The 13,903-nt window shown below is 50.1% G+C and carries 12 protein-coding genes and 8 tRNA genes; all 20 read left to right on the top strand.

Annotation, left to right across the window (positions count from 1 at the left end):
- Positions 1 to 50: 50 nt before the first annotated feature.
- The 20 genes from BN7444_RS08965 (at position 51) to ppsA (ending at position 13,762) form a co-directional block, all read left to right on the top strand.
- A tRNA-Met gene (locus tag BN7444_RS08965) sits at positions 51 to 127 on the top strand.
- Between the two features lie 51 nt (positions 128 to 178).
- Positions 179 to 255 (top strand) — tRNA-Met (locus BN7444_RS08960).
- A 3-nt stretch (positions 256 to 258) separates the two neighbouring features.
- Positions 259 to 333: transfer RNA gene (locus BN7444_RS08955), tRNA-Glu, on the top strand.
- Positions 334 to 338: 5 nt separating this feature from the next.
- Positions 339 to 414: transfer RNA gene (locus BN7444_RS08950), tRNA-Val, on the top strand.
- 4 nt (positions 415 to 418) lie between these two features.
- Positions 419 to 495 (top strand) — tRNA-Asp (locus tag BN7444_RS08945).
- 28 nt (positions 496 to 523) lie between these two features.
- A tRNA-Tyr gene (locus BN7444_RS08940) sits at positions 524 to 609 on the top strand.
- Between the two features lie 3 nt (positions 610 to 612).
- A tRNA-Gly gene (locus BN7444_RS08935) sits at positions 613 to 687 on the top strand.
- A 3-nt stretch (positions 688 to 690) separates the two neighbouring features.
- Positions 691 to 767: transfer RNA gene (locus BN7444_RS08930), tRNA-Arg, on the top strand.
- A gap of 97 nt (positions 768 to 864) precedes the next feature.
- A complete protein-coding gene (locus tag BN7444_RS08925; protein ID WP_068458342.1) occupies positions 865 to 1,764 on the top strand; it encodes a hypothetical protein in 900 nt (299 codons plus the stop codon).
- A 144-nt stretch (positions 1,765 to 1,908) separates the two neighbouring features.
- Positions 1,909 to 2,466: a TetR/AcrR family transcriptional regulator gene (locus BN7444_RS08920; protein ID WP_068458340.1), complete on the top strand. Its 558-nt coding sequence runs from the start codon at positions 1,909 to 1,911 to the stop codon at positions 2,464 to 2,466.
- Positions 2,453 to 3,478: a DUF2871 family protein gene (locus tag BN7444_RS08915; protein ID WP_068458338.1), complete on the top strand. Its 1,026-nt coding sequence runs from the start codon at positions 2,453 to 2,455 to the stop codon at positions 3,476 to 3,478. Before BN7444_RS08920 ends, BN7444_RS08915 begins: the two co-directional genes overlap by 14 nt.
- Before the next feature lie 198 nt (positions 3,479 to 3,676).
- The gene (ybaK, locus tag BN7444_RS08910; protein WP_068458336.1) at positions 3,677 to 4,150 is read left to right on the top strand and encodes a Cys-tRNA(Pro) deacylase; all 474 of its coding nucleotides are present in this window, start codon (positions 3,677 to 3,679) and stop codon (positions 4,148 to 4,150) included.
- Positions 4,151 to 4,154: 4 nt separating this feature from the next.
- Complete coding sequence (locus BN7444_RS08905) at positions 4,155 to 5,828, top strand: phospho-sugar mutase (RefSeq protein ID WP_245654215.1); 1,674 nt, start codon at positions 4,155 to 4,157, stop codon at positions 5,826 to 5,828.
- Positions 5,828 to 6,733 carry a hypothetical protein gene (locus BN7444_RS08900; RefSeq protein ID WP_068458331.1) on the top strand — a complete coding sequence of 302 codons (906 nt, stop codon included), beginning with the start codon at positions 5,828 to 5,830 and terminating at the stop codon, positions 6,731 to 6,733. Before BN7444_RS08905 ends, BN7444_RS08900 begins: the two co-directional genes overlap by 1 nt.
- 1 nt (position 6,734) lies before the next feature.
- Positions 6,735 to 7,283 carry an isochorismatase family protein gene (locus tag BN7444_RS08895; protein ID WP_068458329.1) on the top strand — a complete coding sequence of 183 codons (549 nt, stop codon included), beginning with the start codon at positions 6,735 to 6,737 and terminating at the stop codon, positions 7,281 to 7,283.
- Positions 7,283 to 8,332 (top strand): metallophosphoesterase family protein, encoded by a 1,050-nt coding sequence (locus BN7444_RS08890; RefSeq protein WP_068458327.1) that lies wholly within the window; start codon positions 7,283 to 7,285, stop codon positions 8,330 to 8,332. The genes BN7444_RS08895 and BN7444_RS08890 overlap by 1 nt, the downstream gene beginning before the upstream one ends.
- Positions 8,322 to 10,073 carry an ATP-binding protein gene (locus BN7444_RS08885; RefSeq protein WP_068458325.1) on the top strand — a complete coding sequence of 584 codons (1,752 nt, stop codon included), beginning with the start codon at positions 8,322 to 8,324 and terminating at the stop codon, positions 10,071 to 10,073. The genes BN7444_RS08890 and BN7444_RS08885 overlap by 11 nt, the downstream gene beginning before the upstream one ends.
- Before the next feature lie 13 nt (positions 10,074 to 10,086).
- Positions 10,087 to 10,788 (top strand): metallophosphoesterase, encoded by a 702-nt coding sequence (locus tag BN7444_RS08880; RefSeq protein WP_068458323.1) that lies wholly within the window; start codon positions 10,087 to 10,089, stop codon positions 10,786 to 10,788.
- Between the two features lies 1 nt (position 10,789).
- On the top strand, positions 10,790 to 11,323 hold the full coding sequence (locus tag BN7444_RS08875) for a class IV adenylate cyclase (protein ID WP_068458321.1): 534 nt from the start codon (positions 10,790 to 10,792) through the stop codon (positions 11,321 to 11,323).
- A gap of 48 nt (positions 11,324 to 11,371) precedes the next feature.
- Positions 11,372 to 13,762, top strand: a complete 2,391-nt coding sequence (gene ppsA / locus BN7444_RS08870; protein ID WP_068458320.1) for a phosphoenolpyruvate synthase — start codon at positions 11,372 to 11,374, stop codon at positions 13,760 to 13,762.
- Positions 13,763 to 13,903: the final 141 nt, after the last annotated feature.

Raw genomic sequence — 13,903 nt, 5'->3', positions numbered from 1 at the left:
TTCCGGTCCTCGGCACCATCATGGATGATGTATCCATCAGCAATGAATAGCGCGGGATGGAGCAGTCTGGTAGCTCGTCGGGCTCATAACCCGAAGGTCGTAGGTTCAAATCCTGCTCCCGCTACCATTATTTTTTTGAGTTAATCGTCTTGCTTCTGCAAAGCGATGAACTAATTATGGCGGTGTAGCTCAGCTGGCTAGAGCATACGGTTCATACCCGTAGTGTCAACAGTTCAAGTCTGTTCACCGCTACCATAAGGCCCCGTGGTCAAGCGGTTAAGACACCGCCCTTTCACGGCGGTTACCCGGGTTCGAATCCCGGCGGGGTCACCATATAAGGGCGCATAGCTCAGTTGGGAGAGCACCTGCCTTACAAGCAGGGGGTCATAGGTTCGAGCCCTATTGCGCCCACCAACCTGGCCTGGTAGTTCAGTTGGTTAGAATGCCAGCCTGTCACGCTGGAGGTCGTCGGTTCGAGTCCGATCCAGGTCGCCATTTTTCTTAAATGGATACAATTCCATAGGGAGGAGTTCCCGAGTTGGCCAAAGGGGACGGACTGTAAATCCGTTAGCTCAGCTTTCAGTGGTTCGAATCCACTCTCCTCCACCATATGCGGAAGTGGCTCAGTGGTAGAGCATCGCCTTGCCAAGGCGAGGGTCGCGAGTTCGAATCTCGTCTTCCGCTCCACTTGTACCACTAGCTCAGCTGGATAGAGCGTCTGGCTACGGACCAGAAGGTCAGGGGTTCGAATCCTCTGTGGTACGCCAAAGCAAGTTTACTTTTTGTAAGCTTGCTTTTTTATTGTGTTCATAGAATAATAGATTTGCGATTTAGGTAAAATTTTTTGGCGATGCGGGGGCGATTATGGACTTGTATTTTTGGTTGTGGATGGGTGCCGGCATCTTCTTCCTTCTTCTATTTATTTACTTGCGAAAAAAATTTCCCTATGTTCCGCCGGAAAATAAGGCTCAGTCGACGGGAGTTGGATCGACAGAAAAGAAAGCAAAGCCAAATCCCACGGACAGAGATCAGATTATTCGCTCCCTGGCTTTGGTGGACACGGGCGAGGAGTTGGATGAAACGATTCAATCGGCGCAGAATTTGTATAAAAGTATCTATGAAGGAGCGATTAAATACAATGTAAGCGAAGAAGTGGCTTTGTTTTTGGCGCAGCTTTCCATTACAAATCCTTTTTTGATTCGGAAGAGTCAGTTTGATTCACTGTGTCGATTGGAACTGCTCATGGAAAAAGGCGTCGTACATAACGAAGACGGATCCCGGTGGAATTTGTATTTTTTAAAAAGGATTTTAAACTCCCTTGCCGATAATTTATTGAAGCAAGTGGCTCCCGGTTTTTATGTCACCGGCGATTATGAAAAGTGCACGGATTTCGGCGTGAAGTTTCAAACCCTGGAGTCGTTGATCAGCAGCGCCGAGGTCACGTATAAAGAGGGCATCGACGAAGATCCTGATTCGGAAGCATTGCGCTTGGAAGAGGAAGAAGCCGAGCGGGAGGCCGACGAGTTCTTTCAACTGTGGTTGGCTCACTACATTATTCGTGAGGAAGAGCGGTTGCGAAAGGAGCGCGGAAATCAAAGTATCTTTACGCACAAAGAGAAGGACGACGATTCTCACGAGCAGGACATTCTCTATGACGAGGGCTACGACGGCGAAGCCGACGAGGCGGAGATCTACGACGATTACGACAGCTATTGGGACGCCTACGATGCAGGCGATGTGGATGATTTAGATTTAGACGTGTAGTGTGATTTAAATAAAATCGCTTTTAGTAATCCTGGAACGCTTCGACGAATGTCGGGGCGTTTTTTAATAGATTTTGTCAGTTGACAAGGAAGACAGAGAAGCGTATTCTATAAGATATGACAACGTGTCACAATGGAGGTAATCATGGCGAAAGCAACATTTGAACGTTTGGATAAGGAAAAGAAAGAGCGGCTGCAGCTTGCCCTGCGAGAGTTTTTTGAAGAGACGCCGGTGGATGAAATCAATGTATCGAAAATCGTCAAGGCTTTGGACATCGCGCGGGGATCCTTTTACCAGTACTTCGAGGACTTGGACGATTGCTATTTCACGGTTTTAAAAGAAGCCACGGGCCACGTTCACCACGTGTTTTTTGATTTATTCGAAAAAAATCACAACGACCCCGAAGCCACTCTTTGGGCTTATCAGAAATTTTTGTTGGAGGATCTTTACGATCACAATTTACGGAATTTGTATCGGCCTCAGTTTTTGGCTTTTGAAAAAAGCACCCTTTCCCACGGAAAAAGTTTCGTGAAGAAGCATTACGGAAAGAGCGAGGCCCATATGATTTTATATATGATGGCGGTATTCCACGAACTGATTAAAGACAGCATGATCGAGGATTACAGCAAGGAAGAATTTAAAGAGGTCTCGACGCAATACATCGAGTATCTACTGGAGGGCATAGGCAATGAAAGACTTTGAGCTGTTTTTTGACAGTATGTATTTGATTTTCGTTTTGTTTCTCGGCATTCGAATTTTGCTTTTGAGAAAGCCGAACAGCGGCCTAATCGGCGCCATGACATTGCTCTTGGGGCTCGGCGATTCCGTTCACTTGATTCCGCGGATCGTGGCTCAGGCGACAGTCGACGGCTTTGAAGTGAATGCCGCCGGATTATTTCTCGGGACGCGTATTTCTGCTATGACCATGTCTCTGTTCTATCTTTTGTTTTACTACTATATTCGCCGGGAGATGAAGAAGACGAATCGCAGCTTGGACGTTCTGATGCCCATTCTCTTTCTGATACGCATCGTGACGGTGATCCTATCCTTTAATCGAGCCACCTCCATGGATTTGATATCCAATGCACCCTTCGCTCTCATGGGCATCATCGATATCGCACTCTTGTATAGAGAAAGAACAAATGAAAATTTCGGCAAGCTTTATATCTTCGTCTTTTTCAGTTTCCTCTTTTACGTTCCCGTGGTTCTGCTTAAAAACATCTATCCCACCATTGGCATGTTGATGATGCCGAAGACGGTGATGTACGTGCTCATCGTCTGGAAGTTGTATGGCAATCTAAAGGGCGACTTCAAAATAAACGACCTGCTTCAATTCGCCCTGGCCTATTTGTTCTTCGGCATTTTCGCCGGAGCCTTTTACCGGGAAATCGGAAAGATTTATCCCGTGGAGGCAAAAATGGCTTTTCTCCACGTCCACTTAATCGTATTGGGCTTTGTCCTCTTGACCCTAGCCTATTTGCTTATTCGGGATCGAGCATTCGAAAACGCCCGCTTGAAAAAACTGCTTACGATTTATAATTTCGGCATGTTTTTCTCCTTCAGCGCCATGTTCCTCCACGGCATGATCGACGGCTACACCCCCGGAGAGGTGACGCGCATCGGCATGGTGGCCATATCCGGCGTCGGACATATACTGCTTACCGTGTCTCTCATATGGGCTGCCAAGTCGGGACTGAAAACCATGGAAGCATAAGAACCTATCGGCACAGAAAAGCCTGTGTCGATTTTTTTATGCCTTGATTTAGTTTCCGTGATCACTATGGTAAATGATCGGGAAACCTGTGCCGTCTACGGATCTGAACTGATATAATAACTATCAGATAGCATGGATGCTTTATAGCTAATGACAGTAAATTATAAATTCGGGTATACTATTAAGCGAGGTGTCATTATGAAAAAAACAAATGCACTGAGGCATTTAGATGCCGACGGCATCCCTTACGAAACCTTTGAATACGACGGAGATGTAGAGGTAGACGGCGTTAAAATTGCAGAACTCAATAACTTGCCCGTGGAGGCCGTGTTTAAAACATTGGTTGCCGAGGGAAAGGACAAGGCACATTTCGTTTTTGTCATACCCGTAGCGGACGAATTGGATTTAAAAAAAGCGGCCAAAGTTTCCGGCGAGAAGAAAATGGAAATGCTCCATGTGAAAGATCTCCTGCCTTTGACGGGCTATGTTCGGGGCGGCTGTTCGCCGGTGGGCATGAAAAAGCTGTTCCCCACCTATATTCATGAAAGCGCCATTTTGTATGACGCCATTTACGTCAGCGCCGGAAAGAAAGGCCTGCAAATGCGCGTCGATCCGGAAGATTTACGTCGATTGATAAAGGGAGAATTTGCAGATTTAACGAAAGAGGGCTGAGATAGTGATTCACGAACGTTTTAATTATTGGAAAGAACTGACCACCCTTTGCAATGAAGATAAAGAAAAGCTACAGCACATGTCCGGGGAAGAATTGGCGGACAGTTTTTATCAGGAGCTGGCATTCGGCACGGCGGGCCTTCGCGGCAAGATCGGGCCGGGCACGAATCGCATGAACGAACAGGTCATCGCCCGCGCCACGCGAGGCCTTGCCGGCGTCATTGAAAAGCGTGGACAGAAAGCCATGGACCGCGGTGTGGCCATCGCTTGGGACGTGCGAGAGCGCAGCGAGCGCTTTATGGAAGTGGCGGCGGCCATGTTGGCCTCCTGCGGCATTCAAGTGCATATTTATAAAGGCATTCGTCCGACGCCCATGCTGTCCTTTGCTGTGCGGGAACTTAAAACCCAGGCGGGCATCGTCGTGACGGCGAGCCACAACCCCAAGGAGTACAACGGCTACAAAGTGTATTGGAAAGAGGGCTCCCAAATTCAAGACGCCATGGCCGACGAGATTTCCAGAGAAATCGCCAAATACGGTTACGATGTGTGGCCTGAAAAATCCTTTGAGGCGTACAAAGAGGAAGGCTTGATTCACGTCATCGACGATGACGTAGAAGAAAAATACTACGCTCTGACGTTGGACAAGGCCGTGGAAGACGATGTAAAAAAAGATATTTCCATCGTCTATACACCGTTAAACGGTACGGGGAATCTGCCCGTACGCCGCATTTTAAAGGAGCGGGGCTTTCACAATATTCATCTCGTCGAAGAGCAAACAGAACCGGACAGTACCTTCGCCTCCGTGGGTTATCCCAATCCCGAGGATTTCCATGCCTTTGAAAAGGCGCTGGACCTGGGAAAAGAAGTGGATGCAGATCTTTTAATCGCCACGGATCCCGACTGCGACCGGGTGGCCATCGTGGCAAAAGACGAAGCCGGTGAATACATTCCCTTTACGGGCAACCAAACGGGAGCCCTGCTCTTGGAATACATTTTGTCCCGTCGCTCGAGCAAAGGCGATCTGCCCACTAACAGCGCCGTGGTCAAGAGCATCGTCACCGGCGATATCGGCCGCAGAATTTGTGAGCATTACGGCGTCGCCATGTTCAATGCCCTAACCGGCTTTAAAAATATTTGCGCCCCGGCCAATCGATGGGACGACACGAAGGAATACGAATTTTTATTCGGCTACGAAGAGAGCATCGGCTATGTTTACGGCGATCACGTCCGCGACAAAGACGCCGTGGTTACTTCCATGATAGCGGCGGAAATGGCGGCCTATTATTTAAGCATCGGCAAGCGCCTGCCGGAAGTGTTGGAAGATATCTTCCGTAAATACGATTATCAGGGAGAAAAACTTCTGTCCGTGGTGAAAGAAGGACAGGAAGGCCAAGCTCAGATTCAAGCCATTATGGAGGATCTTCGGAAAAATCCCATTCGCTCCATCGAAAGCCTGACGGTGGAAAAAGAGGTGGACTACGCCGAAGGCGTGGAAGGCATCGGCACGAGCAATGTATTGGAATATCATTTAAACGACGGCAGTCGCTTTTTCGTCAGACCTTCGGGCACGGAGCCGAAGATCAAGCTCTATATTTACAGCAGCGATAAAGATAAAGACAAAGCAAAGGAGAAAATCGATTGGATCGAAGCAGAAGTGATTCGTCGATTTAACGCATAATGATTTTACTGATTGATACAAATCCCATATTAGAGACGCGGTTAAAAGGGGACAGCTTTCCCAAAGGCGCCACATCCTTCGTGCGGGAAAAACAAATTGCGCCTGACGGATACGGCGCCCATATGGCCAAGCTTGCGAGAAATATCAATGAAAGCGCCAAGCTCATGACATTTCTCGGAGGCAACGCCGGGGAACGTTACGAAAAACTCATGGGCCTTTCGGGCACCGATGTCGTCGTGAAGGCCATTCGCGACGAAACCATGGAGCGTTTGATTTTAGAAGAAAAAAACAGGACCTCGACCATCGAAACTCCGGAACCTCGGCTGACGAGGGAAGATATGGTGGATTTCTACGATCGCTTTTTAAACGAGGCCGACGCATCGGATGTGGTGGTGCTGGCAAAGGGCAACCGCAGGGATGAATCCGAAGCCATGAAGCTGCCCTTGGTACGCTACGCCCGCAAACAGTCGAAGCCGGTAATCATGCTCGCCGAAAGCGGAGATGATCCGGAAGAGACGAGAGAAGCGAGGCCCTTCGGCATCGTCGTTGAGCGGGATGTGTTGGGAGAATTGCTGGACAAGCCCATGAATTTTTTGGGCGACATCGTTCAAGGCCTGGATAAGCTCTATGGCGGCGACATTCCCCTGATTCTCGTGACGGGAAGCGAGCGGGGCTCTATTCTTTATGCCCGGGAAAGCTACTACTTTGCAAAAAACGAAGAAAAAGGCGTGGACTTCGATCTCCACGCCGCCGCCGTGGCTTTGGCGGCGGGCATCGTGAGAAAATACGATGCGACGATGTTATTAAAACTGGCTCAGGCCGCCGCCGTGACGGAACCGGACACGGATTTCGGTATACTAAAAGGTCTGATGAACAAAATAGATGTACAACAAATGGAGGTATAAAATGGATTTTTGCCTAGATAGAGAGAAGGTCATGTTTTTATTTATCGACATTCAGGGCACCTTGGCTGCCGCCGTGGATTCCAACGAACGCGTCAAGCATTATGCGGGCATACTGGCCGATGCGGCCGAAATAATGCAAATTCCCGCCGTCTTTACCACCCAATATAAAAAAGGCCTCGGCGAATTTGACGAAGCCATTCGCGGTAAAGTGACCCGTGGTGCGGATTTCGACAAGAAGGCCTTCTCCTGTATGTTGGATGAGGAAATCGCCGCTTATTTCGACGAAAAGAAGCCGAAGCAAGTGGTGGTATGCGGCATCGAAGCCCATATCTGCGTCTTAATGACCGTGCGGGATCTCATCGCCAAAGGTTACGAAGTTACCGTGGCCCACGACGCCGTCAGCTCCAGAAGCGCCGAAAACGCCCTCTATGCCTTCGAGGAAATGCGTCAAATGGGTGCGTCGATTCGCTCCACGGAGACGATTTTATTCGATTTAAACAGCGTATCCGGTACCGCAGAGTTTAAAGCGGTACAAAAATTAATTAAGTAATGCGTTTTCTGCACACGGCGGACCTTCACTTGGGGCGAAGCTTCCCCTACGAACGGGAAGAGGTCCGGAAGATCGGGCGAAAAGACCGCTTTCGCACCTTTGAGCGCATTTTAAAGTTGGGCATTCATGAAAAGATCGACTATCTTTTCCTCGTCGGCGATATTTTCGAGCAGGACAAGGTCATGCCTGAAGAAGTGGATTACGTCCTGGCCTGTTTGGACCGGGCCCCCTTTACGACCTTGCTGCTTCTGGGCAATCACGATTACAAACTTTACGACTACCTTTCGTCCCGTCTGCCGGAAAATGTTGTTTTGTTTTCCAATGAATCCATGGACCGCTACGTCGACGAAGCGAACAACGTGGCCTTTTACGGCACCAGCTGGACCCGGGCGAGTTACAATAAAATCCTGCAGTTCGACGGCGACGACGAGGTCGATTTCCGGCGCGTGCTCTTGCACCATGGCAATTGGAGCGGCGGTGACGGCTATTTTCCCGTGGACGCCAATCTGCTCTATGCTTTCGACTACATCGCCCTGGGTCATGTTCACAAGCCGACCATGTACGAAAACAAATTGCAAATGTGTGGCACGCCGGAGCCCTTGGATCGAACGGATCGAGGAAAACTCGGCGTCATCTTGGGCGAGTTGGACGATCTTCTTACGACGCGTTACGTGCCTGTGGCGGAGCGGATTTTAAGGCAGAAAAACTATTTGCGAAGAGACGATGAGGATGACGATGAAATCGTCGCCGATGCTCATGCCTTGGCCTCTTCCGACGATGCCGTCTACAGCTTTTACCTTTCCGGCGCCTACAGCGGCATACTGGATAGGGAGCTAAGGAGGATTTTCGACGAAAAAGGCCTATTGTATGAACTTCACTGGGAAAAGAATTTGCCGAAAATTATCGAGCAGATGGAGAAGGAGCACGAAGGGGATTTCCTCGGCGCTTTTTTAGCGCGGGCAAAGGACTACGATGCCGATGAAGAGACGCGCCTCGCCCTATGTGATTTAGGTTTGCGGGCCCTGTTGGGGGAAGATTATGATTCATAAACTTTACATGCGCGATTTTGGATGCTTTCACGACACGACGGTGACCTTCGACGAAGGCTATCAATGCCTCAAGGGTCCCAACGAATCGGGGAAGACCACGACGGCGGCCTGTATTCAGGCCATATTATACGGCTTTTCCAAAGACAGCCCGGCGCGCAAACTCTATTCCTCGGCCTATGACGACTACTTTCCCTTGGAAGGCAGGGATTTTTCCGCCGCCATGGAGCTGGACGTGGCCGAGAAGCGCTATTTAATCGAGCGAAATTTTATAAAAGAGAAAGAATCCCTTCAGATTTTCGATATGGAAAGCAATCGGCTTTTGCCGGATTCGGAAAAGCTCTATACTTTTTCCGGCATTCCGCAACCGGGCGCCTTGTTTTGGAATCTGTCTCAGGGCGATTTTCTGCGCTTTTTTGCCATGGAGGATTTGCAGTCCACGGGAGCGGAGGCGATTTTTAAGCGCATGCAGGAAATGAAAAACTTCCTGCACACGAGCAGCACCGCTTTGGACGTGCAGGGCGCCTTCGATTACCTGGCTAAGGAGAAAAAAGCCTTGGGCACGGCGCGGGCGAAAAAATCTCCCATCGGCGACAATCGTGAAAAGCTCAGGGATTTGGAAGAGACCATGGCGGACTATCGCGCCAAGTCCAGGAGCTACGACGAAACGCAAGCAGACCGGGAAGATTTGCTGCGCCGCCTTCGGGATTTAAAACAGCGCCAAAAACAGGCGAGGGACAAGGAAGTGCTCTTGCCTCGGCTGGCATCGGCGACGGAAGAGGTGCGGGCATGGGACCGCGCCTTGGATGAAAACGAGAAAGAAATCGAACGCTACGAGCGAAAGAGCGGCAAAGGCCTCTCGCGAGGCATTTATTACAAGTTGGCCGGGCTGGCGGCGGTTATTTTGGCCGCACTCACTGCCTTTTTCTTCTCTCGCGATCGCATGGATTTGGCGACGGCCTCGGCGCTTTTTACGGCCTTGTGCTTTGCCGCCACCCTCGTATTATTTATTTTGCGACGCATGACCCTGCGCACCATGAAGCGCTACCATCAGGCCTTTTTCGAGCGGGATCAATTGCTGGAAAAAAAGAACGCCTGCTTCCAATGGTTCGACGCCTTGACGGAAGAGGACATTACCATGGAAGGCCTGGCCGACGCCATGATGCGGCGGGGCAGAGAGCTGGAGCAGATGCCCCTTGATGTGGGTTTGGACGAAAAGATCGAAGCCCTGCAAAGACAAATCGGCCATGTGGACGCGCGCCACGAGGAAAAAGATGCCCTGGACCTGAAGATGAAACAGACGGCGAAGGATTACGAAGGGGAGCGCGCCCGCCAAGAGCAGCTGATGAAAAAGCTCGAGCTCGTGGAAATTTGCGAAGGTATGATTCGAGAGCTCGACGAAGCGGGAAGCGACGATTTTCAGCAGAGTCTGTTAAATGACGGCGCGGCCTATATGCGCGCTCTGTCCGACGGCCGCTACGATAAAATCGCTCTTTCGGATAAGGGCTTCGTCCTTTCCAAGGCCGACGGGCGCTGGCTGAGAGAAACGCAGCTGAGCCGATCCACGGCGGATCTCTTGGTATTATCTTTGCGCCTCGCCGCCATCGACAAAATGGATCCGTCGATTCCCATGGTCTTTGACGACGGCTTCGTTTACATGGACGGAGACAGAAAAGAACGTTTGAAAGAAGTTTTAAAAAAATTAAACCGGCAGGTTATCGAATTTACCACGCCGTTAAAATAGAAAGGAGTGCCGATTGATTTGGGCGATTGGCGATTTACATTTAGATCATAAGAAAGAAAAGCCCATGGATGTTTTCGGAGAAAAATGGGAGAACCATGAGGAGAAGATTTTTTCTTCATGGGAGAAACTCGTCGCCGAGGATGACCGCGTGCTGGTCGTCGGCGATATTTCATGGGCGCTGAAATTGGAAGAAGGAGAGATCGATCTTCGTCGACTGGACGAATTGCCCGGGAAAAAATATTTGATCAAGGGCAATCACGACTATTGGTGGTCTTCCATGAACAAGCTCAAGGGCTTGAATCTAAAGACCATCGAGTTCTTGCACAACACCGGCGCCGTGGACGGCAAGGTGGCTTTTTGCGGCAGCCGGGGCTGGACGGATATCGACGCCACCAGCTTCGACGAACAGGACGAAAAAATTTACAAGCGGGAATTAAACCGCCTGCAATTGAGCATCGACGATATGGAGAAAAAGGCGAAAGGCGAAACCATCGAAAAAAGAATCGCCCTTCTGCATTACCCGCCCTTTAACGCCAAGGGCGAGCCCAACGACTTCGCCGAGCTTATGGTATCGGCGGGAATCGATATTTGCATTTACGGCCATCTTCACAGCTACGGCCATAAATTTATCGTCGAGGGAAAGATCGATGGAATCGAGTACTACTGCGTGTCGTCGGATTACATCGATTTCGAACTGCGAAAGATCGAGGTGTAGGATGGAAAGAGAAATCGAGGTCAAAGTCCTTCACGTGGACTTAAATGAGATGGAAAGAAGGCTCGTCGACTTAGGCGGAGAGAAAATTGGCGAGGAGCGCCAGACCAACTACCTCATCGACTCCGCCGGCCATCCCATTCCCGCAGGGCTCGGCTATCTGCGCATTCGCCGCGTCGAAAAGGACGGGGGCGAAACCATTCAATGCACCTTCAAGGAGAAAAAGTGCGATGAAGGCGTGCGTGCCTACGACGAGCACACGGTGATCATCGACGATGCCCGCGAGATGCGCGCCATCTTCGACCTCTTGGGCTACGGACTGGTAGAAGAAGCGAAGAAGCACCGCATCAGCTATGCCTTTAAGCAGTGCCGCATCGACCTGGACCGCTGGGATCCCGAAAGTTTCCCCGATCCATATATGGAAATCGAAGGGCCGAACAGGGAAGCCATCGATAAGGCAATCGCCGCCCTTTCCATCGATCGGGAGCAGGTGAGTACAAAATCCATCGCTGAGCTGAAAAAATCTCGGAATATATAGTACAACATAATGATGATTGTGTTATAATAAATCTCGAGGAGGAATTCTATGACAGGTTTTAAGTACATTCGTTTTTTTCATGAAATTCGCAAGGACGACGTGGACATCGTCGGCGGCAAAGGTGCCAATCTCGGCGAAATGACCAATTTCGGTTTGGACGTACCCCCGGGATTCTGCGTTACATCCAAGGGCTATGACGCCTTTATCGAATACGCGGGCCTCGACGAAAAAGTCCGTTTTTTAATGCAAGATTTAGACGTGGACGACGTGGATATGCTTACCGCGGCTTCCAACGACATTCGCAGAAATATCGAGCAGGGTGAAATCGATCCGGCCCTGGAAGAAGAAATTGTATTAGCTTATAAAGAATTCAGTCGCTCCATCGACTTGAGAGATCCCCAAGTGGCCGTGCGCTCTTCGGCTACGGCGGAAGACTTGCCCGACGCATCCTTTGCCGGCCAACAAGATACTTACTTACACATTGCCGGAGAAGAAGAGCTGGTTCATCACGTACGCAAGTGCTGGGCTTCTTTGTGGACGCCTCGTGCCATTTACTACAGAGAAAAACAAAATTACGACCACTTCGCCGTTTCCTTGGCAGTCGTCGTACAAAAAATGGTCAACTCGGAAAAATCCGGCGTTATGTTTACGGCCAACCCCATTACCAACAGCCGCGACGAAATGATGATTAACGCCAGCTACGGCTTAGGCGAAGCCGTGGTCAGCGGCACCGTCACGCCCGACGAATACGTCATTAAGAAAAGCGACAAGTCGATTATCGAAAAGGTCATCGCAGACAAAAAGAAAATCGTCGTACAAAATGATTCGGGCATCGGCACCCACGAAGCCGATGTGGAAGATATTTTAGGCGCCGGCGCCGTGAAGGAAGAATGCCTGACGAAAGAAGAATTAGGCACCTTAATCGACGCGGGTCTTAAAATCGAAAGCCTTTACGGCAGCGTACAAGACATCGAATGGGGCATGGACAGAGATACCAAGGGCCTCTACATTTTACAATCCAGACCCATTACCACATTAGGTGAAGCGGAAAGCGCATCGGAAGGCGAGAAAGAGGAAGGCATGAATCAAGCACCTGAAAAATTAAATCCCCTGGTTCGCGGCTTGGCGGCATCGCCGGGCATCGGACGAGGCAAGGTTAAAAAGATTAAAGATGTCAGCGAAATTAACCTGGTTAAAGAAGGGGACATCCTCGTTACAGGCATGACCAACCCCGACATGGTACCCGCTATGCGTACCGCAGCCGCCGTCGTTACCGACGAAGGTGGAAGAACCTGTCACGCCGCCATCGTCAGCCGGGAATTGGGCATTCCCTGTATCGTAGGCAGCAACACCGCGACATCCGTTTTGGAAGACGACCAATTCATTACCGTCGATGCCACTCGCGGCGTCGTATACGAAGGCGATGTATTAAAGGATAAAGCAAAGAAAAAAGACGAAAACGCCGGCGCAGGCGCAGGCATCGGCATTTCCGCCGAAGAACTTCGTCAAATCGTGGCACCGACGACGGCAACCAAGATCTACATGAACTTAGGCGAACCGGCGTTGATCGAAAAATATAAAAACCTGCCCTTCGACGGCATCGGCCTCATGCGCACGGAATTTATTTTCACCAATAAAATCGGCGCTCACCCCATGTACCTGGCGAAGACCGATCAAGGAGACATCCTTATCGATCAATTGGCCGAAGGCATTGCAGAAGTAGCCGGCGCTATCTACCCGAAACAAGTCGTCGTTCGCATGAGCGACTTCCGTACCAACGAATTCCGCGGCCTCAAGGGCGGCGACGAAGTGGAACCCCACGAAGAAAACCCCATGATCGGATGGCGTGGCGTCAGCCGTTACATTTCTCCGGAATACGAAAAGGGCTTCCGTCTGGAATGTAAGGCCATGCGCAAGGTGCGCGAAGATTTCGGTTTGGACAATGTGGTTGCCATGTTGCCCTTCGTCCGTACGCCGGAAGAGCTGGTCGTCGTGAAAAATATTTTGGCGGAAGAAGGCTTGAAGCAATCCAAAAACTTCAAGATTTGGATCATGGCTGAAGTCCCCTCGGTGGTCTTCCAAGCGGAAGAATTCGCCGAACTGGTCGACGGCTTCTCCATCGGATCCAATGACTTGACTCAGCTCACCATGGGTGCCGACCGCGACAGCGGTATCTTGAACCGTATGGGCTACTTCGACGAACGAAACGAAGCCGTGAAGCGCGCCATTAAGATCTTAGTCGATGCCGCTAACAAGAAAGGCATCACCTGCTCCATTTGCGGTCAAGGCCCGAGCCAATACCCCGAATTTGCAGAATTCCTCGTAGAATGCGGAATCACCTCCATGTCCGTCAACCCGGACACGGTGGATTACACCCGTCGCTTAGTCGCCGGCGTGGAACAAAAAATGATTCTTCGCAAATTAAGAGAACAAAACTAAACAAGACAAAAATCCGTCGGAAAGCCGGCGGATTTTTTCATGTCAGTCATTTTGTTCGAGGCAAAATAAAAAATGGCACAAAAAAAGTTCGAGCACGCACTCTAGAGTGACCCCATAAAGTTGGACTTAATCGAGTAAGCA

This window comes from Peptoniphilus pacaensis, assembly GCF_900088125.1.
Classification (GTDB): Bacteria; Bacillota; Clostridia; order Tissierellales; family Peptoniphilaceae; genus Aedoeadaptatus; species Aedoeadaptatus pacaensis.
This window is presented reverse-complemented; position numbering and strand designations above follow the sequence as displayed.